16 protein-coding genes are annotated in these 19,871 nt (G+C 70.3%); 8 read left to right on the top strand and 8 right to left on the bottom strand.

Annotation, left to right across the window (positions count from 1 at the left end):
- Positions 1 to 217: 217 nt before the first annotated feature.
- Together C8E96_RS22140 and C8E96_RS22135 are read right to left on the bottom strand one after the other, a co-directional pair.
- Positions 218 to 2,152, bottom strand: coding sequence for a S9 family peptidase (locus C8E96_RS22140; protein ID WP_091383907.1), 1,935 nt, complete (start codon positions 2,150 to 2,152; stop codon positions 218 to 220).
- 93 nt (positions 2,153 to 2,245) lie between these two features.
- Positions 2,246 to 3,268 (bottom strand): TerC family protein, encoded by a 1,023-nt coding sequence (locus tag C8E96_RS22135; RefSeq protein WP_091383904.1) that lies wholly within the window; start codon positions 3,266 to 3,268, stop codon positions 2,246 to 2,248.
- A gap of 268 nt (positions 3,269 to 3,536) precedes the next feature.
- Between C8E96_RS22135 and C8E96_RS22130 the strand changes: the two genes are divergently transcribed.
- The 4 genes from C8E96_RS22130 to C8E96_RS22115 all read left to right on the top strand — a co-directional run bounded on the left by C8E96_RS22130 (position 3,537) and on the right by C8E96_RS22115 (position 9,305).
- Positions 3,537 to 6,383 carry an alpha/beta fold hydrolase gene (locus tag C8E96_RS22130; RefSeq protein ID WP_228770340.1) on the top strand — a complete coding sequence of 949 codons (2,847 nt, stop codon included), beginning with the start codon at positions 3,537 to 3,539 and terminating at the stop codon, positions 6,381 to 6,383.
- Entirely contained in the window at positions 6,380 to 7,348 is a 969-nt protein-coding gene (locus tag C8E96_RS22125; RefSeq protein ID WP_091383810.1) for an ABC transporter permease, read from the top strand. The genes C8E96_RS22130 and C8E96_RS22125 overlap by 4 nt, the downstream gene beginning before the upstream one ends.
- 196 nt (positions 7,349 to 7,544) lie before the next feature.
- Positions 7,545 to 8,642: a J domain-containing protein gene (locus C8E96_RS22120; RefSeq protein ID WP_091383808.1), complete on the top strand. Its 1,098-nt coding sequence runs from the start codon at positions 7,545 to 7,547 to the stop codon at positions 8,640 to 8,642.
- Positions 8,643 to 8,684: 42 nt separating this feature from the next.
- Positions 8,685 to 9,305 carry a hypothetical protein gene (locus C8E96_RS22115; RefSeq protein ID WP_091383806.1) on the top strand — a complete coding sequence of 207 codons (621 nt, stop codon included), beginning with the start codon at positions 8,685 to 8,687 and terminating at the stop codon, positions 9,303 to 9,305.
- On the opposite strand, the gene C8E96_RS22110 is transcribed toward C8E96_RS22115, so the two are convergent.
- Both C8E96_RS22110 and C8E96_RS22105 read right to left on the bottom strand, forming a co-directional pair.
- A complete protein-coding gene (locus tag C8E96_RS22110; RefSeq protein WP_091383804.1) occupies positions 9,294 to 10,100 on the bottom strand; it encodes a magnesium and cobalt transport protein CorA in 807 nt (268 codons plus the stop codon). The two genes, C8E96_RS22115 and C8E96_RS22110, sit on opposite strands and share 12 nt — an antisense overlap.
- Entirely contained in the window at positions 10,097 to 10,324 is a 228-nt protein-coding gene (locus C8E96_RS22105) for a hypothetical protein (RefSeq protein ID WP_228770339.1), read from the bottom strand. The genes C8E96_RS22110 and C8E96_RS22105 overlap by 4 nt, the downstream gene beginning before the upstream one ends.
- A 288-nt stretch (positions 10,325 to 10,612) precedes the next feature.
- Here C8E96_RS22105 and C8E96_RS22100 point away from each other — a divergent pair, with 288 nt between their 5' ends.
- Positions 10,613 to 11,857: an Rv0361 family membrane protein gene (locus C8E96_RS22100; RefSeq protein ID WP_091383801.1), complete on the top strand. Its 1,245-nt coding sequence runs from the start codon at positions 10,613 to 10,615 to the stop codon at positions 11,855 to 11,857.
- 22 nt (positions 11,858 to 11,879) lie between these two features.
- On the top strand, positions 11,880 to 13,031 hold the full coding sequence (locus C8E96_RS34155) for a TIR domain-containing protein (protein WP_091383799.1): 1,152 nt from the start codon (positions 11,880 to 11,882) through the stop codon (positions 13,029 to 13,031).
- Between the two features lie 3 nt (positions 13,032 to 13,034).
- Here the strand turns inward: C8E96_RS34155 and C8E96_RS22085 are convergent, their stop codons facing one another.
- Positions 13,035 to 13,454, bottom strand: coding sequence for a YybH family protein (locus C8E96_RS22085; protein WP_228770338.1), 420 nt, complete (start codon positions 13,452 to 13,454; stop codon positions 13,035 to 13,037).
- Between the two features lie 112 nt (positions 13,455 to 13,566).
- Here C8E96_RS22085 and C8E96_RS22080 point away from each other — a divergent pair, with 112 nt between their 5' ends.
- Entirely contained in the window at positions 13,567 to 13,938 is a 372-nt protein-coding gene (locus C8E96_RS22080; protein WP_091383797.1) for a YciI family protein, read from the top strand.
- 38 nt (positions 13,939 to 13,976) lie between these two features.
- Here C8E96_RS22080 and C8E96_RS22075 read toward each other — a convergent pair whose 3' ends face one another.
- On the bottom strand, positions 13,977 to 15,167 hold the full coding sequence (locus tag C8E96_RS22075) for an RNA-guided endonuclease InsQ/TnpB family protein (RefSeq protein ID WP_091383898.1): 1,191 nt from the start codon (positions 15,165 to 15,167) through the stop codon (positions 13,977 to 13,979).
- 143 nt (positions 15,168 to 15,310) lie between these two features.
- On the opposite strand from C8E96_RS22075, the gene C8E96_RS22070 reads away from it, so the two are divergent.
- Positions 15,311 to 16,504, top strand: a complete 1,194-nt coding sequence (locus C8E96_RS22070) for an RNA polymerase sigma factor (protein WP_091383795.1) — start codon at positions 15,311 to 15,313, stop codon at positions 16,502 to 16,504.
- Here C8E96_RS22070 and C8E96_RS22065 read toward each other — a convergent pair.
- Positions 16,501 to 18,441 (bottom strand): vWA domain-containing protein, encoded by a 1,941-nt coding sequence (locus C8E96_RS22065; protein ID WP_091383793.1) that lies wholly within the window; start codon positions 18,439 to 18,441, stop codon positions 16,501 to 16,503. The two genes, C8E96_RS22070 and C8E96_RS22065, sit on opposite strands and share 4 nt — an antisense overlap.
- Positions 18,438 to 19,844, bottom strand: a complete 1,407-nt coding sequence (locus C8E96_RS22060) for an AAA family ATPase (RefSeq protein ID WP_091383791.1) — start codon at positions 19,842 to 19,844, stop codon at positions 18,438 to 18,440. The genes C8E96_RS22065 and C8E96_RS22060 overlap by 4 nt, the downstream gene beginning before the upstream one ends.
- Positions 19,845 to 19,871: the final 27 nt, after the last annotated feature.

The raw sequence follows: 19,871 nt of genomic DNA, 5'->3' as shown, positions 1-19,871 counted from the left end.
TTTGGGTGGAGTGGTTTCTTTGGGGCCCCTACGAAGAAAGACCCCTGTCGTGGGAAAGCGGGTGGGAAGCCTTCGGCCCCACGACCACGGCGAGTTTAGGGGTCTTTCTTCTCCCCCAAAGAAACCACTCCACCCAAACAGGCCGTTGCGTTGGGCCCGTTTCGATTCGGGAGGGGTGCTGGTGTCGCTCGGTCGCGCCGGCGGAGCCGGCGCGATGTCACAAGTGCCTGCCGAACCATTCCAACACTGCGTCGAAGCGTTGCTTGCGGTGGCGTGGTTGTCCCGAGCGGGTCAGTTCGTGGCCCTCTCCCGGGAAAATCAGCATCTCCGCCGGGACTCCGTTGCGGCGCAACCGGACGAACATCCGCTGCGCCTGCTCCAGCGGGCACCGGTAGTCGTGTTCGGAGTGGACCAGGACGATCGGCAGGTCGATCTTGGCCGCGTGCGTGAGCGGGCTCATCGCCTTGAGTGCGTCCGGATCCGTGCCGCAGTAGGCCTCGGCGAACCACCAGCCGATGTCCGACGTGCCCTCGAAGGACTCCCACGAGTTCAGCGCCCGCTCACTCCACGCCGCCTTGAAGCGCGACCCGTGGTGCGCGGCGAGCCAGCTGGTCATCCAGCCGCCGTAGGAGCCGCCCATCACGCCGACGCGACCGGCGTCGAGGTCCGGGCGTTCCAGGACTGCGTCGAGGATTGACAGGACGTCGTCGACGTCGACTGTTCCCATCGCGCCGACGATGGCGCGGCCGTGGGCCTGGCCATAACCGGCCGAGCCGCGCGGGTTGGGCAGGACCACCGCGTATCCCGCGGCGGCGTAAACCTGGGCCTCGTCGTACAAACCCCAGCCGTGGTACATGAACGGGCCGCCGTGCACCGCGAGGAGAACCGGGTGGGGGCCTTCGCCCTCCGGCAGCACCAGCCAGCCGTGGGTGGCGTACCCGTCGGGCGCCGATCCCTTGACCTCGATGAGCGGGCGCACGCCCGCAGCGCGGAGCGGGCCGGAGAAGTCGGTGAGGGCGCAGGTCTCGTCGCCGGTCACCAGCACGACCTCGCCTGCGGAGTCCCAAGTGGACAGTGAGACGACGACCCGGTCGCCGTCCGCGGTGAATCCCTTGACGATCGCTTCGTGCCCGGCGACCAGGGTCAGTTCCGAGAGCGTCGCCTCGGCCGCACCGGTGGCGACCCGGCGCAGTTCCACCGCGCCCTGGTTGCGCACGCCGACCAGCACGCCGTCCGCGGTCACCAGCGGCTTGCCCGCGGCGACCTCGCAGTCCACGGTCTCCGGGTCGGTGAGCCTGCGCGGCTCCCCCGGCACTCCGTCCAGGCGCAGCGGCACCGCCCACAGGCCGGTGTTGTTGGCGACCGCCGCCGTCCCGGCGAACGCCTCGCCGAGGTAGACGACCATGCCGTCGTCGGTGACCACCGGGTGGTTCGCCGAACCCGCGCTGCGGGCGATCAGGATCGGGCCGCCACCCTCGGCGGGCACCGCCCACAGGTCGACGTTGATGGTGTCCTCGACGCCCCAGTCCCGCTTGGCGCCGACGACGAGGTGCTCACCGGACGGCGTCCACGCGGGCTCCGCAGGCTCGGCGGTCCCCTCGGTCAGCACGACCGGCTTGGCGTCCGGGTCGGCACTGTCCACGACGAACAGCTGGACCGGACGGTCGGCCAGGTAGCCGCTGTCGTCGAACCGGTAGTCCAACCGGTCGATCCACCGGGGCGCCTCGGACGCCGGCTCCGGCGTGCCGTCCGGCCCCTCGGCCCCGTAGCGGCTGGGGGCGGGGATGCGCGCGGTGAACGCGATCCGCCGGGAGTCGGGCGCCCACACCGGGGTGCCCGCGCCCAGCGGCAGATCGGTGATCTGCCGCGCCTCGCCGCCGTCGACCGGAATCACATAGACCTGTGGCTTGACACCCAGCCCCGTGGTGCGCAGAAACGCGACCTGACTGCCGTCCGGCGAGATCGCCGGGGCGACATCGCGGAAGCCCTGGGTGAATTCCCGGGATTCCCCGCCGTCGATCGGAATCCGGCGCAGCCCGCCGAGGTAGGAGTTCACCTCGAGATCCGGGGTCGAGACTCCTACCAGCAGCAAGTCGCCACGCATCGCGGGCGCACCTGGCGCCGCGAGCAGGTCAATGTCTTCTGGACGCACCAGCCGACCGTACCGGACAGTCACCTGGCGGACGGACGATGGATTATTCCCATACCCGCCACAGAAATATGGGAGCAGCTATTGAGCCCGTTCTCAGTGCTTCTGTGCGGCGGGCTCAGTCAGGTCCGAATCGTCCTCGGATTCATTCGCCTCGGTCTTGCGCGATTTGATGAGGCTCGCGACGGTCGTGATGACCAGGACACCCACGATGACCGACAGCGAGACCTGAATGCCGATGGTCGGGACATTCAGCGGCTCGCCGCCGTTGATGAACGGCAGCGTGTTGGTGTGCAGCGCCTCGAGCACCAGCTTGACGCCGATGAAGCCGAGGATGACCGCGAGACCGACTGACAGGTAGACCAGCTTGCGCAGCAGGCCGCCCAGCAGGAAGTACAGCTGGCGCAACCCCATCAGCGCGAAGGCGTTGGCGGTGAAGACCAGGAACGGTTCCTTGGTGAGACCGAAGATGGCCGGGATCGAGTCGACCGCGAACAGCAGGTCGGCGGTGCCGATGGCGATCATGACGATGAACATCGGGGTCACGAACCGCTTGCCGTCGATCCGCGTGAACGACTTGGCGCCGTGGTACTGGTCGGTGACGGGGAAGAGCCTGCGGACGAACCTCGTCATCGCGTTCTCTTCGTATTCCTCGTCCTCGCCGAGACCCTGCCGCGACAGCTTCCAGGCGGTGTAGATGAGGAACAGGCCGAACAGGTAGAACACCCAGCTGAACTTGGCGATCGCCACCGCGCCGACGGCGATGAAGATGCCGCGCATGACCAGGGCGATCACGATGCCGACGAGCAGCACCTTGTGCTGGTGGATCTTCGGCACGGCGAAGGCCGACATGATGATCAGGAAGATGAACAGGTTGTCGACCGAGAGCGAGTACTCGGTGATGTAGCCGGCGAAGAACTCGCCCGCGTACGTCGCGCCCGAGAAGGCCCAGATCGCGCCGCCGAAGGCGACCGCGCAGCCGATGTAGAAGGCGACCCATCGGCCCGCCTCGCCGATGGTGACCTCGTGGGGTTTGCGGTCGACGATCAGCAGGTCGATCGCGAACAGGACGAGCAGGCCGCCGATCGTGGCGAACCAGGCCCAGGCAGGAACTGCCATTGATTTAACCTCCGGTGTACGGGCAAGCGCCGAGCACCGGAGGTCTCTTCCGCCGGACAACTCGTCCGACCGCCGGCGCCGGGTCCCCGAAGGGTCCGTGTTGACGACACCGGCGCGAAGGAATACTCCCCTCCGAGCACATAACTGCTGTCGATTGTTCCCTGTCAGATCCGAACACACCAGCCGGGGTGGCTGTTCCGCACGTTGGGATTGGTCACAGCGCCCCTGCTGGGAACGCTCTCAGCAAGTCTGGAATACCTTCGTCAGCGTGCCCCGCTTTCCCCGAATCCGCCCGAGACAGGTGGCCACCGCCCTGCTCGTGGCCGCCGTCGCCGCCGCAGGCATCGTCTGGCTGAACCGGGGTGACGAGCCGCCCCCGGTGCAGACCCGCGAAGCCCTCCTGCCGCTGCCCGGCGGGCCCGGGGAGACCGCGCCGGTGTCCCTCGACACCACCCTCTACCTGCCCGAACGCACACCGGCGCCCGCTGTGCTGGTCGCCCACGGGTTCGGCGGGAGCAAGCTGAGCGTCGACGCCGACGCGCGCGAACTCGCCCAGCGCGGCTTCGTCGTGCTGACCTGGTCGGCCCGTGGCTTCGGCCGCAGCGGCGGCCGGATCGCGCTGAACTCCCCCGACCACGAGGTCGCCGACGCCCGCGGACTCGTCGACTGGCTGGCCAAGCAGCCCGAGGTGGTCCGCGACGGCGAAAATGACCCGAAAGTGGGAGTCACCGGCGGGTCGTACGGCGGCGCGCTGTCGCTGCTGCTCGCCGGGACCGACAAGCGGGTCGACGCGCTCGCCCCGGTGATCACCTACAACGACCTGAGCCAGGCGCTGGTGCCCAACTCGGCCACCCTCGGCGAGGTCGCCGGGTCGCCGTCGGCCAACGCCTTCGCCGACGACGGCGTGTTCAAGCGGTCATGGGCGGGCATCTTCTTCGCCTCCGGCATGGGCGCCGCGGGCCTGGCGAACCCCTCCTCGGAAGCGACCGAGGCGGGCGACGAGGAGGCCCGGGACTCGGGCGGGGCGGCGGCCCCGATCGACACCGGCAGGCCGGAGCGGATGCCGACGCCCGACGACGGCAACCCGTGCGGCCGGTTCGTGGAGTCGGTGTGCCGCGCGTACGCGCAGGTCGCCACCACCGGGCGGGCCGACCAGGCCACGATCGATCTGATGCGGTCGGTCTCGCCGAGTTCGGTCACCAAGAACATCACCCAGCCGACGATGCTGGTGCAGGGCGAGCAGGACACCCTGTTCGGCCTCGACCAGGCCGACGCCACCGCGCGGCAGATCAGCGCGGCGGGCGGCAAGGTCAAGGTCGTCTGGTACACCGGCGGCCACGACGGCGGCAAGCCCGGCCCCGGCCTGCGCGGCGAGATCGCGGACTGGTTCGACTTCCACCTGCGCGGCCTCGGCGACGACCCCGGCACCCCCTTCGAGTACGCGGTGCAGGGCGCGCTGCGGGCGCAGGGCGCGCCGTCGGTGCGCACGGTCACCGCGAGCGGCTACCCCGGTCTGACCGGGGGCGCGGCCACCGAGCGCAGGTCCGTGCGGGTCGACGGGGTGGCGCAGACGATCGTGAACCCGCCCGGCGGCAATCCGGCGTCGATCAGCAGCATGCCCGGGCTCGGCTCGGTCATCAGCGGCTCGGCCCGGCTCGCCGGCCGGGTGGCGATCGACCTGCCCGGCCAGTCCGCGCGGTTCACGGGCCTGCCGCTCGAGCAGCAGCTCCTGATCGCGGGGGCGTCGACGGTCCGGCTGCGGGTCTCGACGGTGCCGAACCTGCCCGCGCCGGATGGGGCGGTGCTGTTCGCCAAGCTCTACGACGTCGGTCCGGACGGCGTGCGGACGCTGCCCGGCTCGGCCGTGTCCGCCTTCCGCGTTCCGGGGCTGCCCACCGATGGCACGCCGGTCGAGGTGACGGTGGCGCTGCCGGGGATCGTGCGGCCGATCGAGACCGACCACCGGGTCGAGCTGGTCGTGACCACGACCGACCAGGCGTACGCGACGCCCGCCCGGGCCGCGGCGTACAAGGTCGAGCTGGCGCCGGACAGCGCGCTGCAGGTGCCGGTGGTCGCGGGCGCGCGGTCCAGCTCGGCTCCCCCGGCGGGTCCGCTGATCGGCATCGGGGTCGTCCTCGGCCTGGGGCTGATCGCCGGGATCGTCGGGATGATCCGCAGGCGCCGCGAGGACGACGTCGATCCGGCGCTGACCGAGGTGCCGCTGGTGATCGAGAACCTGTCGAAGTCCTACCCGGGCGGGCTCCGGGCGGTCGACTCGCTGTCGTTCCGGGTCGACCGCGGGCAGGTCCTCGGCCTGCTGGGGCCCAACGGGGCGGGCAAGACGACGACGCTGCGGATGCTCATGGGCCTGATCTCGCCCAGCGACGGGCAGATCCGGGTGTTCGGCCACAAGATCCACTCCGGTGCGCCGGTGCTGTCGCGGATCGGTTCGTTCGTCGAGGGAGCGGGCTTCCTGCCGCACCTGTCCGGCCGGGCGAACCTGGAGCTGTACTGGGCGGCCACCGGGCGTCCCGTCGAGCGGGCGCACTTCGCGGAGGCGCTGGAGATCGCGGGGCTGGGCAACGCGGTCGAGCGCAAGGTCCGCACGTACAGCCAGGGCATGCGGCAGCGACTGGCGATCGCCCAGGCGATGCTCGGGTTCCCGGACCTGATGGTGCTGGACGAGCCGACCAACGGGCTCGACCCGCCGCAGATCCACCAGATGCGCGACGTGCTGCGGCGCTACGCGGCCACCGGCCGCACGGTGCTGGTGTCGAGCCACCTGCTCGCCGAGGTGGAGCAGACCTGCGACCACGTCGTGGTGATGCACCGCGGCAAGCTGGTCGCGGCGGGCTCGGTCGACGAGATCGTGGCCGGTGGCGGCGAGGCGACGTTCCGGGTCGACGACCCGGAGTCGGCGGCCGAGGCGCTGCGCGGGGTCACCGGGATCAACGCGGTGACGGTGGAAGGGTCCCTGGTGCACGCGGACCTCGACGGGCTGCCGCGCTCCGCGGCGCTCAGCGTGCTGGTCAAGGCGGGGGTGGCGGTCGAGCAGGCGGGGCCGCGCAGGCGCCTTGAGGACGTCTTCCTCGAGCTGGTCGGAGAGGGATCATGAGCGACAACGGCCACAAGGACGTTCCGGTGGTGGTTCACACGAACGTGTCGACTGTGCACACCGACCCGGCCGCGATCGACGAGATGGCGGTCGCGGCGGGCAAGGAGTCCACCGGGTTCGGTCCGGACGGGTCGGTCGAGGGGTTCCGGCAGAGCCGCACGCTGCCGCTGCGGGTGGAGCTGGTCCGCCAGCTGCGGCGGCGGCGCACGCAGTTCCTCCTGTCGTTCCTGGTGGTGCTGCCGTTCCTGCTGTGGGCGGCGTTCGAGTTCGGCTCATCGGACAACGCCCGGCGCTCCGGTGGTTTCGTCGACCTGGCCACGGCCAGCGCGCCGAACTTCGTGGTGTTCATCCTGTTCGCCACGGGGAGCTTCCTGCTGCCGATGATCGTCGCCCTGTTCTTCGGCGACACCATCGCCTCGGAGGCGTCGTGGTCGAGCCTGAAGTACCTGCTGTCGATGCCGGTCCCCCGGCAGCGGCTGCTGCGGCAGAAGGCGATCTCGTCGGGCCTGCTGTCGCTGCTGTGCCTGGTGCTGCTGCCCGCGGTGGCGCTGGCGGTAGGGATCGTCTTCTACGGCACCGGCGAGGCGGTCAGCCCGACCGGCGACGCGGTGTCGTTCGAGGACTCGATGCTGGCGCTGGTGTTCTCGATCGCGTACATCTCGGTCAACCTGCTGTGGGTGGCGGCGCTGGCCCTGTTCCTGTCGGTCACCACGGACGCACCCCTGGGCGCGGTCGGCGGCACGGTGCTGGTGTCCATCCTGTCGCAGATCCTCGACCAGATCACCGCGCTCGGGGATCTGCGGGACTACCTGCCGACCCACTGGTCGTTCGCCTGGTCCGATCTGATCGCCACCGACATCGACTGGTCGAACATGACGAAGGGCGCCTTCTCCGCGATCACCTACGCGGCGGTGTTCTTCTTCCTGGCCTCCCGCCGCTTCCGCACCAAGGACATCACCAGCTGACCCGCGAGTCGCCCCGTCCAGCGAACGAGTCGCCCCGTCCGGCAAGTGAGTTCGACATTCGCACCCCGGTGGTTCAGCTCCACCACCCGCGAATGTCGAACTCACTTGCCTGGCGGGGCGACTCGTTCGCGTGGCGGGGCGACTCGCGGTGGGGTGTGCGGGCGACGGCGCGGGGAGAGTCTGAAATGATCGCGCTGTGGCGGAAGTCGACTACTACGAGCTACTCGGCGTTCGCAGGGACGCGTCGGCAGGTGAGATCAAGTCGGCGTATCGGGCGCTGGCGAAGGTCATGCACCCCGACGCCGGTGGGACGGCTGGGACGTTTCGTCTGCTGAAGACCGCGTACGAGACGCTGGCCGACTCCCGCAAGCGCGCGGAGTACGACCGGGGCGACCGGGAGCGGCCGACACCGGAGGTGCCCAAGCCTCGGGCGCGGAGGCGGATGTACCGGGACGAGCCGGTGTACACGCCGCGGGGCTGCGACCTTCCGCCCGCGTCGCTGTCGTGGTGGCACCTGACCAAGCACCAGCCGCGCATCGGCTACGTGCGCACACCCGGGCACGCCCCCGCCGCCGCCGCGCTGATCGGCACGGCGCTGCTGACGGTTCCGCTGCTGCTGCCGGGCGACCTGCCCACCGTCGTGCTGGTGTGCTGGCTCGCGCTGATCGTGACCGCGCTGGGGGCGATGATCCGGCTGCTCCGGTCCTACCTGTCCGCGGCCAGGGCCAACCGGTCGGCGCTGGCGGAGTTCGGCGAGCGCACGGTGTTCGGGGTGGCCGACGACGAGCCGGTCGGTGAGCGGCTGACCAGTGAGATGCTGGTCAACTACCTGGCCAGGCTGCCCGGAGCCCGCGTGTTCCACGGATTGTCTCGGCCGGGGTCGGTGTTCGCCGACATCGAGCACGCCGTCCTCTGTGGACACCGACTGGTGCTGGTCGAGTCGAAACTGTGGCTGCCCGGCCACTACGAGATCGACGACGACGGCTCCCTGTGGCGCAACGGCCACGCCTTCCGCGGCGGCACCACCAACCTGTTCGACGCGGTGGCGGCCTTCCAGGACCACCTGCCGGACGTCGACGTCCGCGGCGTCCTGCTGCTGTACCCCAACCGCCGCGGCGCCCTGACGGCCGACGACGCACCGGGGCTGGGTGTGTCGGCCATGGTTCCGGACCAGTTCGTCCAGGACATCGGCGACTGGCTGTCGGTCGACTGCGCTTTGGTGGACCAGCGAATCCTGCGCAAGGTCCGCGCCCGCGTGGTGCGGGAACCGGATGCGGCGTCCGCCTCGGCTTAGTAATGGCGTTGTGTGGCGGGTGTCCTCCCGGGACACTGAGCCGTGCTCATCCTGGAACCGGTCATCGAAACGTTCGGCACGCGGCATTTCAGCTGCTGGCCGGTGGCTGATCCCTCGGACGGCTTTGTACGTCTCTCGGCGGAGATGACCGCCGCGGAAATCGGTGTCGCAGTGGCCGCGTTGGTGCCGCACGAGGTCGCCGATGATCTTCCTCAAGACCCCGTCAAGCTGCTCCGCGGAATCATCGGCGCGCAAGATCTGATCGCCCCCGGCGGCCTGCGGGCACGCGATGCAGGCACCGGGGTGAGCATCGCGCCGAGTTGCTGCTGCGGACTGGAGACCTGGCGCGACTGGGTTTCCGTGCTGGATGGCGGGCAGCCGTGGCTCGGACACTCACCCGCACCGTGGGTCGAGCACGTCGACGATGGTGTGCGGATCTGGTCCGGCGGCGGATTGGGCGACGACGACGACGCTCAACCCCGTGAGCAGATCGCCGTACCGCTCGATGCCCTCAGCACCGCGCTCGACCGGGCGCACCTAAACCTGTTCGGCTTCCTCAGCGCGGTGGGCCGGTGGGCGCAGGCGCTTTCCCCCGACACGGCAGGCGAACTGGAGGCCAAGCTGGACAGCAGCCTCCAGATCACCGGCCGCTTAAGCGCTTAGCGCGAGGCCCAGCGGCCCCAGCTGATCGGTCACGCCCGCCTTCGCCGCCAGGTCAACCAGCCGGGCGCGCTGGTCCGGTGTCAACGCGTCCACCGCGGTCGCGAGCCGGGTCAGGCCGGCTTCGTCCAACGCCGCCAGCACCGGCAGGACGTCATCGGCGAGGTCGTCCACCGTCGACGCGTCCGCGTTGATCACCACGTCCAGCACGTCCGGGATTCGTGAGTCCGGGACCATCGCGAAGATCGCCGCGAACCGGTCGTCGTTCTCGCTGTACACCGCCGTGCGGAGGATCGCGTCGGCGTCGAGTTCCTGGACGACCACGCGGAGGGTCGCGTCCGGCAGTTCGCCGATGAACCGGCCCATGCTGACGTAGTCGCCGCGATCGGTCAGTTCCGTGCCGACCTCGACGACCTTCGCCGCGGGCAGCGCCGCGAGCACGCCCGCCGCCCGGCGCGGGTCGAGTTCGGCGGCCACGTCGGCGAGGAACTCGACCGGGAGCCTGCCCGCCATCTCCACGGCTCGCTCAGGTTCCAGTACACCGGCGATCCGCGCGCACAGCAGTGGGCCGAACGACTTCTGCGCGACGGTGGTGGTCACCGCCACCGGCACGAGTTTGCTGGCCGCGGCGATGCGTTCGAACATGCCGCGGTTGGCGCTGAAGAGGACGTCGGTGGCGCGTTCACGGATGACGCGCAGGTCTTCGAGTGGGAGGTCGGCCAGGTAGGAGAACCGCTCGGGTTCGTCACCGAGGAGCCTGGCCAGCTTGACGATCTCCGCGCGGATCTTGGCGCTCACAGGCCGATCACCTTGCGCACCAGGGGCCGAACCAGCCGGGGCACCTGCTTGAGCGACTCGTCGGCCGCCTTGGCCAGGCTCTCGCGCTGGCGCCTGCGCGCGTCGCGCAGGGCGGCGGTGAGATCGCCCAACGCCTCCGCGTCGAGCGCCTCGACCCTGGCGGGCAGCTCCGAGCGGAACTGCGCGCGCAGCTCCGCCACCACCCCGTCACCCTGTTCCGTCACGCGAAACCTCCCGTCCATCCGGCTCCACGTTAAGTCATCGCCCGTCGCCCGCGGTGGCACCGCTCCGACGTTACTTAGAGCTACATCACAGTTTCGGACGGCTTTTGTGTCACGTGCTCGCGGAAACTCACGGACAGTTGTCACAACCGCCTCCAACCTGCTACCCGCCCATGACAGAGAGACACAGAGGCGTTTGCAGTAGGGCCATAGGTCCCTGTCCTGGAGTTCATCCGGCACATACCGTGCGGACACTTCCGCATCACAGCCAGTGAACGTGAGACGCCCGCGATGCACGTATTCATCAGCTACTCAAGACGAGACCAGGCTTCGATCACCCAACTGCGAGCGGATTTCGAACGACTCGGCCACCAGGTGTGGTTCGACCGGGAGAGCCACGGCGGACAGCAGTGGTGGGACGAGGTCCTGCACCACGTCCGCAGCTGTGTCGTGTTCGTCTTCGCTCTGTCCCCCGACTCCATCCGCTCCACGGCCTGCCTCGCCGAGCTGCGCTACGCCGCGGCGCTGCGCAGGCCGATCCTGCCGGTGATCGTGAGCCGGGTGCCGCGCTCCGACATCCCCGAGGGACTCGGCGCGGGCGCCGTCGACTACACCGAGCGGTCCGCGGAGACCGCGATCTCCCTGCTCAAAGCGTTCAACGCGCTGCCCATGGCCAAACCCCTGTCCTCCCGCCTGCCCCTGGAGCCCGAGATCCCCGCGACGTACCTGCACGCCTACCTCGATCGCATCGACGCCGACGAGCTGGGCGAGGAGGACCAGGTCGAGCTGCTCGACCAGCTGCGGACGCGGCTCACCGAGACCGATGAGCGGCCGGAGGTGTGGAACCTGCTGGTGCGGCTGCGCGGCAGGCCGGGCCTGACCCGGCCGGTCGCCGACGCGATCGAGGACCTGCTCTCACCCGGCTGGCAGCCCGACCCGCAGGGCCGCTTCGAAGCCCGCTACTGGGACGGCCAGGCGTGGACGACGCTGGTCGTGCAGAACGGCCAGGAGTTCGACGACCGCGGCAGGCCGCCCCGGGTGGACGTGGAGCCGCGCAGGCCCGCCGACGTCACCGAGCTCATTCCCCGCGCGGTCATCGCACGCGGTCCGGACACGCCGACGGGCAGTCCCAGGCGCAAGAAGACGTTCCCGTGGCTGGTCGGCGCCGGTGTCGTCCTGGTGGCCGGCGGAATCGCGGGTGGACTGCTGCTGCTCGGCGGCACCGGGCCGGACCCCGGTTCGGCGGTGCACGTGGCGCGCAAATTCGTCGACGCGGTCAACACACGCGATGATCAAGCCATGCAGCAGTACGTGTGCACGGCAGACCTGGAGAAGAACCGTCACCTGTATGGCGCATTCTTCGACACCGCCAATGTCACCCTGGAGAGTGTCGACGCCCACGGAGATGAGCCCAGATTCACTATTCTCGCTGCTCGTACCGTTGGCAACTCGTCGGTAACATTGAGCATCCCGCTGGCCGACCAGAACGGTGAATGGCGGGTATGTGACATCGACAAGGCGCTCTCCGGGCGCTGACGGAGCTTCGGGCGGAGTGGACATGCAGGTGTTCATCAGCCATGCGGCCCCGGATCGTGCCGTCGCCACCAGGTTGCGCGCCGATCTGGCCGCCATGGGCAGGCAGGTCACCATCGACGGCGGCGAACCCAACGGACCACGCTGGTGGGACGGCGTGCTGGCGCGGATCGAGCGGTGCGAGGCATTCCTGTTCGTCCTGTCCCCCACGTCGCTGCGCTCGCCGGGCTGCATGGCGGAGCTGCGCTACGCCAAGCAGCTGCGCAGGCCGATCCTCACCGTGCGGACCCAGTCGATGCCGGTGCCCGCCGACCTCGCGGGCACCGGCCTCTACGACCCGGCCATCGCGGGCGCCGACCGGGTGCGCCTGCTGCGGGCCGCGATGCTCACCCTGCCCGCGGCCGCGCCGCCGCCGCTGTCACTGGCCCCGCGCCCGCTGATCCCCTACTTCGACGGCTACCGGGCCCAGCTCGAGCAGCCCAAGCTCGACCGCACCGCGCAGCACGAGATGCTCGGCGAACTCCGCAGGCGCCTGCGCGACGAAGTCGACCGCACCGCCGTGTGGAGCCTGCTGGTGCGGCTGCGGGCGCGCCCCGACGTGGCCCCCGGGGTCGCGGAGGAACTGGAGAAGCTGCTCGCGCCGGGCTGGCGGCCGGACCCGGAGGGCCGGGTCGAACGGCGCTACTGGGACGGTCAGGCCTGGACCACGCTGGTGCGCCACGACGGCCGGGAGTTCAACGAGCGCCGGGTGCCGCCCCCGGAGGCGACGTGGTCGGACAAGGCGGCGGCCGCCCCGAGCGCGGCGCCGCGCCGCGACCGGCGGCTGCGCCTGATCGCCGCGGGCGGTGTGGCCGTGGCGGGCGTCGCGGCGGCCGCCTACTTCCTGATCGACCCGGAACCCACGAACCCGCCGATCACCACCGCCCGGGTGTTCGTCGACGCGATCAACGTCCAGGACAACAACGCCCTGGCCGGGGTCACGTGCGAACGCGACCACGACCGCAGCGACCAGCTGTTCCTGGCGGGCGGCTTCCGGCTGACGCTGGAGAGCGTCGACCCGGACGCCGACCCGCCGAACTTCACCGTGCTGGCCACCGACCTGGGCTCCGGCGGCGTCGACCGCCGGACGTACCCGCTGGTCAAAGAGTCCGGCGAGTGGCGCGTCTGCGCCCAATGACGGTCACGGCCGCAGCTCGACCGCGGCCCTGAACGAGCCGTCCATGTGGAATGGCGTGGATGTGTGCTCGTGGACCACCAGCCACTTCCCGTCGATCTCGCGCAGGCAGACCGTCGAGCGGTACCAGAGGTCGAACTTGTGGTCCGTGCCGCGCGGGACCGCTGAGAGCCGGTTGAGGCTGTGACAGAAGGCGATGTCCGCGTTCGCGGTCACCACCAGGTCGCGGATCTCGAAGTCGACGGGACCGTCGAACGTGGCGAACCAGGCGCGCAGCCCCTCGGGGTCGAAACCGGTGCTCCGCAGCGGCGGCGCGAGGTCGTACCGGACCGCGTCGGGGGCGTAGGCGGCGGCGATCGCGTCGACGTCACCCTTGCGCATGGCGGTTTCCTGCTCGGCCATCAGGTGCCGGATCTGCTCGTTCACGGTGTGCTCCTCGAAAGTCGTCGGACTGTGTTTCGTCTGGGACGTCGAAGCCGTGGCGGCGGCTTCGACATCCGGGTGAGACTGAGTCGAGAAAACTTTGGGAGGACTTGCCGTGAAGTACCTGATCCTGATCCACAGCAACCCGCGCTCGCTGGCGGTGTGGGAGACGCTCACCGATGAGCAGCGCATGGAGTTCGGCCGCGGCCACATGACGCTGTCGAACGAGCTGGCGGAGTCCGGTGAGCTGATCGTCTCCGAGGGACTCGGTGAGCCCGCCATGGGCAAGCGGGTCTCGGTCCGCGACGGGCGGACCCTGGTCACCGACGGCCCGTTCGCCGAGGTCAAGGAACACCTGGCGGGCTTCCTGCTCGTCGAGTGCGAGTCCATGGAGAAAGCCACCGAGATCGCCGCGCGGGTGCCCGACGCCGCGCTGACCGAGGTCGAGGTGCGGCCGGTGCTGGACCTGAGCTGGCTCGAGCATTGACATCCTCCCCGCCAGAGGCTGGGGATTCCAAACAGCGACTACCTCATAAGGAGGAGGTCACGTTGAGGGTCACGGTTCGCGGGCCCGCCCAACGGCGGGCCTCCCCGTGCAGACACGACATGCCCTGCCGCGGTTCGAATATTGCGTGCCGCGTTCACATCGGCGTTGCAGGCGAAACCGCAAGACCGGCACCGGAAGGCGGCTTGGCTCTCGCGCGCCTCCCGATCCACGACCCCACACGCCGAACAACGCTGACTGGTGAACCGCGGATCGACCTTGACTACCCCGCCCGGAGCCTTGTGCTCCAGGCGGGTCACCAACTGACCCCACCCGCTGGCAAGGATGCCCCGATTCAGACCCGCCTTCTGCCGCACACCCCGACCAGGCGCTTCACGGGTACCCTTCGCCGACCGTGTCATGTTGGTGATCTTGAGATCTTCGACCACGATCACGTCGAACTCCAGGGCCAGGCGGGTGCTGGTTTTCTCGACCCAATCCTTACGACGATCGGTTTCGCGGGCCTTGAGCCTCGCGATCGCCGCCTTGAGCTTGCCGCGCCGGGTGGAGCCGCGTTGTGCCCGGGCGAGCTTGCGCTGCAGCCGCAGCAGGCGGGCCTTCTCTGTTCCCTTCAGAGTTGGTACGGACAACAGTTCCCCAGTGGACAGAGCCGCCGACACCACGACACCTCGATCCACGCCTACCGTCGCACCCGTGCCGGGCGCGGCAATGGGCTCGGGCACCACGGCGAACGCCACATGCCAACGCCCAGCACGATCACGCGTGACCCGAAACGACTTCACACCCTCGGCAACCGCACGCGACCACCGGAATCGCACCCAGCCGACCTTCGGCACCCGCACCTCACCAACCTTGCGCGAGACTCGGCGCACGTCACCCGGTTTGACCGCCACGATCCGGAACCCCTCGCCCCGCCCGCGGCTGCGCCAGGTCGGCCGTCGGTGGGTTCGGCCGAAGAAGTTCGCCATCGCCTGAGCGTGATCCTTCAACGCCTGTTGCTGCACGATCACCGAACCGGCAGCCAACCACGGGTTGTCCGCCCGCGCCTCGGTCAACTGCCGACACTGCTCGGTGTACCCCGCCGCCTTGCGACCCGGTTTCCAATGGGCGTGCTGCTCCACAGCGAGATTCCACACGAACCGGGCATGACGACAATGCTCCAACAACACCCGCTCCTGCTCAGGCGTCGGCTGGAGACGAAATCGGGACATGCTGATCAAGCTAGCGACCACCACCGAAAAAAATCGGGAAAGCCGTTGATTCCGAGTAAGCCAGAGCGCGCTCAAGACCTGCCGGGTCTCCTGCCCCCGATCTGTCCCCGGCATGAACGCAGGAGCGTCCTCGGGATGTCCTGGTGACCACCGGGGTCGAGGGCCTGCTGCGCGAGCTGGCGCCGCAGGTCCTCGGCGCCGTGGTGCGGCGCTACGGCGGGTTCGACTCCTGCGAGGACGCGGTGCAGGAGGCGCTGCTGGCCGCCGCCGTGCAGTGGCCACGCGACGGGGTGCCGGACAACCCGAAGGCGTGGCTGATCACCGCGGCGGCCCGGCGGCGCATCGAGTCGCTGCGCGCGGACTCGGCCCGGCGGCGGCGCGAGGACACCGTCGCCACGCTGGACGTCCCGACCGAGGTGTCCGGTGTGGACGACACGCTGACGTTGCTGCTGCTGTGCTGCCATCCGGCGCTGACCCGGGTGTCGCAGGTGGCGTTGACGCTGCGCGCGGTCGCCGGGCTCACGACCGCGGAGATCGCGCGGGCGCTGCTCGTGCCGGAGTCGACGGTCGGGCAGCGGATCAGCCGGGCCAAGGCGCGGATCAAGGCGGCGGGCGCGGAGTTCCGGCTACCGCCCGAATCCGAGCTGGCGGAGCGCATGGAGCCGGTGTTGGAGGTCCTCTACCTGGTCTTCAACGAGGGCTACACGGCCAGTTCGGGCGCGTTGCTGCAACGGGTGGAGCTCAGCTCGGAGGCGATCCGCCTGACTCGCCAGGTGCGCGAACGCCTGCCCGACGACGGCGAGGTCGCCGGGCTGCTGGCGCTGATGCTGCTGACCGACGCCCGCCGGGCGGCCCGCACCGGCGATGGCGAACTGGTCCCGCTGGCGGAGCAGGACCGGTCGCTGTGGGACAAGGAGGCGATCGCCGAGGGCACGGAGTTGATCAGCGCGACGCTGGCGAGGGCGCCCATCGGCCCGTACCAGCTGCAGGCGGCGATCGCGGCGGTGCACGACGAAGCCGCGTCGGCTGAGGACACGGACTGGACGCAGATCCTTGGCCTGTATGAGTTGTTGAACGCTTGCGCGCCTGGGCCGATGGTCACGCTGAACCGGATCGTGGCCCTGGCGATGGCGCACGGGCCGCGCGAAGGTCTGGCGGAACTCGCGACAGCTGAGGACTCGCTGGGTGGGCACTACCGGGTCGGCGTCGTTCGGGCACACCTGTTGGAGCTGACCGGGGACTTCGACGGCGCCCGGCGGGAGTTCGAGTCAGCGGCCGCCCGGACGCTCAACGTGCCGGAGCAGCGGTACCTGCGCAGGCGGGCGGCACGGATCTAGGTCCGCCTGGTCCGCAGGTAGTCGCTCACCACGGCCGCGCCCAGGCCGTCCAGGTCCGGGTTGACCACCCGTCCACCGCTGCGTTTGGCGATGGTGTCGACGAAAGCGGCCAGGCGTTCGTCCTCGCCGAGCATGAACACCGAGACCGAGGCGCCCAGTTTGGCCAGGGCATCCACTTCCGCGAGGGTCTTGGAGATCGTGCGAGGCGTCGTGGGGTAGTTGAACTCGGCGTTGCCGTCCGGCTCCAGGTGCGCCGTGGGTTCGCCGTCGGTCACGACCAGGACCACCGGGTGGGCGTCCGGGTTGCGGCGCAGGTGCCTGCCCGCCAGGAGCAGGGCGTGGTGCAGGTTCGTTCCCTGTTCCCACACGCCTTCCAGCGCGGTTAGCTGTCCGATGTCCACTGTGGACGCATGCCTGCCGAAGGTGATGAGCTGCAGCTCGTCGGAGCGGTACCTGGTGCTCACCAAGTGGTGCAGGGCCAGCGCCGTCCGCTTCATCGGAACCCAGCGGCCGTCCTGGACCATGGACCACGATGTGTCCACGCACAGCGCGATGGCGGCGCGGGCGCGCTGTTCGGTCTCGATGACCTCGACGTCCGCCACATCGATCCGGACTTCGCCCTCGTTCGTCGATGCCGTCCGCAGCACCGCGTTGCGGACCGTGCGGGAGACTTCCCAGGGTTCGGAGTCGCCGAACCGCCAGGGTCGGGACGCTCCAGTGGGTTCGCCTGCGGCGCCTGCGCGGGCGGTGTCTCGCTCGCCGTGGCGCATCGTGGTCGCGACGTCGGCGAGGGCGGTCTCGCCCAAGCGGCGCAAGGCTTTCGGTGAGAGGTGCAGCGTGCCGTCGGATGAGCGCTCCAGCAGGCCCTGCTCGCGCAGTTCACGCTCCAGTTCGGACAGTCGGCGGGCGTCCACGCCCGCGTCGTCGCCCAGTTGGCGTGACAGGGCTTCGAGGTCGATGTCCTCCAGCCGGGCGCCGGGGTAGGACTGGGCCAGCTGCTCGGCGAGGGCGTCCAGCTCGGCCAGGTCGGCCATCGCCTGCGCGCCCTCGCCCATGCCCAGCGGGTCCTGGCCGCGGAACCTGGTGGCCGAGGTCCAGTCCTCCCCCGGCCGCAGCGCCCGCAGGTTCGCGTCCAGGGTGGAGATCTGCTCGGCCAGGCGGGGATCGCCGAAGGCGGCGGCCATGAGGTTGGACAGCTCTTCGCGCTGCTGCTCGCTCATCGAGTTCATCATGCGCTGCGCGGCGGCGGCGCGGGCGGCGAGCGCGTCGATGAGTTCCTCGACGGTGCGCGGGTTCTCGGGGAAGAAGTCGCCGTGCTGGGCCATGAACCGCTGGAACTGCTCGGCGGTGTCGTCGCCGCGCAGGTGGGCCAGCAGCAGGGCGTTCAGGTCGGCCATCATCGCCCGGATGCGTTCGGCGTCCTCGGGGCTGACCTCGCTCAGGGCCTGTTTCATGCCCTGGAACCGGGACTCCATCAGCTCCTGGCCGAGCTTGTCGCGGATGCGCTGGTAGGCCTGGCGGGCCTGCTCGGACCGCCAATCGTACTCGGCGAGATCGCGGACCGCGGCGGCCGTGCTCGGCGGCAGCGCGTCGAGCTGGGCCTCGCGGAAGCGGGCGTCGTCGGACGGGTCCGGGAACAGCGCGGACCGCTCGGCCTCGAGTGCTTCGTCAAGCAGGGCACGGACTTCGTTGAGCGTGCCCTCTAGGTTGTGCCTGCGCTGGATGCGGGCCCGGCGCTCCCACAGCCGCCTGGTCAGCTCGTCGAGACCTGTGGTCCCGGTGGTGCCGCGCCGCAGGAGTTCCTCCAGGGCCGAGCGCGGCGAGGAGCCGTCCATGATGTCGCGGCCGAGTTGCTCCAGGGCCGCCCGCAGGTCCACCGGCGGGGCCAGCGGGTCCGGCCCCTCGTGGAACGGCCCATAGGCGAACCGGCCGGTCATGGCCCGTACACCGCCGCGCCCGTGGTGGCGTCCTTGGCGACCTTGCGGGTCAGGAACAGGTACTCCAGGGCCAGTTCCACCGCGGCGGCGATCCGGCCCGGGTCGGCATCGGCGTTCACCCCGACGCGGGCGGCGACCTCGTGCAGCACCGGCAGTTCCGGCAGCGCGGCGAGCACTTCCCGGCCGGGCACGCGTTCCCCGGTGGCCACCAGGTTCCCGTCGGCGATCACGTCGATGAGCGGCCGCAGGTCGAGCCCCGCGAACCGGTCGCGCGCGGTCTCCGCGACGGCCCGACGCAGCAGGTGGGTCAGGTGCTCGGTCTCCCGGCCGTCCTCACCGGACTCGAACTCCAGCTTGCCGCGCAACACTTCGGGCACCGATTCGAGGTCGATCGGGCGGGCCACCGCGGGCTCCTCGCCGATCAGCGCGGACCGGCGCAGCGCGGCGGCGGCCACCGTCTCGGCCGCGGCCACCGCGAACCGCGCCGACACCCCGGAGCGCTGGTCGATCGCGCTGGACTCGCGCAGGTTGCGGACGAAGCGGGCCAAGACCTCCAGCAGCGGGTCGCCGACCTCGGCGACCAGGTGGGCCTCCTGGCGCACCATCGCCACCTCGGCGGCGACCGTGGTCGGGTAGTGGGTGCGGATCTCCGCGCCGAACCGGTCTTTGAGCGGGGTGATGATCCGGCCGCGGTTGGTGTAGTCCTCGGGGTTCGCGGTGGCCACGACCAGCACGTCGAGCGGCAGCCGCAGGGTGTAGCCGCGAACCTGGATGTCGCGTTCCTCCATGACGTTGAGCAGCGCGACCTGGATCCGCTCGGCCAGGTCGGGCAGCTCGTTGACCGCGACGATGCCGCGGTGGGCGCGCGGGACGAGTCCGAAGTGGATGGTCTCCGGGTCGCCCAGGGTGCGGCCTTGGGCGACCTTCACCGGGTCGACGTCGCCGATCAGGTCGCCGACGGAGGTGTCGGGGGTGGCGAGCTTCTCGGTGTAGCGCTCATCGCGGTGGCGCCAGGCGACGGGGAGGTCGTCGCCGAGTTCGGCGGCCCGGCGGATCGACGCCGGGGTGATCGGCACCAGCGGGTGCTCGCCCAGCTCGGAGCCCTCGATCACGGGCGTCCACTCGTCGAGCAGGCCTGCCAGGGTGCGCAGCAGCCGCGTCTTGCCCTGCCCGCGCTCGCCGAGCAGGACGATGTCGTGCCCGGCCAGCAGCGCCCGCTCCAGGTGCGGCAGCACGGTCTGCTCGAACCCGACGATCCCCGGCCACGGGTCGCGGCCCGCCCGCAGCGCGGCGAGCAGGTTGTCGCGGATCTCGGTCTTGACGCCCTTGGGCAGGTGTCCCTGGGCGCGGAGGTCCCCGGCGGTGCGCGGCAGCGAGTCGGGTGCGGTGTTCTTGGCGGTCACGCTTCGACGTTACGCAGGTTCGGCGCC

It is taken from the genome of Actinokineospora alba (genome assembly GCF_004362515.1).
Lineage (GTDB): Bacteria > Actinomycetota > Actinomycetes > Mycobacteriales > Pseudonocardiaceae > Actinokineospora > Actinokineospora alba.
The sequence above is the reverse complement of the archived record's forward strand: the minus strand, read 5'-3'. Positions and strand labels throughout refer to the sequence as shown.

Excerpts from the sequence above, each read along its gene's own strand:
- C8E96_RS22075 (WP_091383898.1), bottom strand. The coding sequence starts at position 15,167 with ATGTCCCGATTTCGTCTCCAGCCGACGCCTGAGCAGGAGCGGGTGTTG.
- C8E96_RS22125 (WP_091383810.1), top strand. The coding sequence starts at position 6,380 with ATGAGCGACAACGGCCACAAGGACGTTCCGGTGGTGGTTCACACGAAC.
- C8E96_RS22065 (WP_091383793.1), bottom strand. The coding sequence starts at position 18,441 with ATGACCGGCCGGTTCGCCTATGGGCCGTTCCACGAGGGGCCGGACCCG.
- C8E96_RS22100 (WP_091383801.1), top strand. The coding sequence starts at position 10,613 with ATGCACGTATTCATCAGCTACTCAAGACGAGACCAGGCTTCGATCACC.
- C8E96_RS34155 (WP_091383799.1), top strand. The coding sequence starts at position 11,880 with ATGCAGGTGTTCATCAGCCATGCGGCCCCGGATCGTGCCGTCGCCACC.
- C8E96_RS22135 (WP_091383904.1), bottom strand. The coding sequence starts at position 3,268 with ATGGCAGTTCCTGCCTGGGCCTGGTTCGCCACGATCGGCGGCCTGCTC.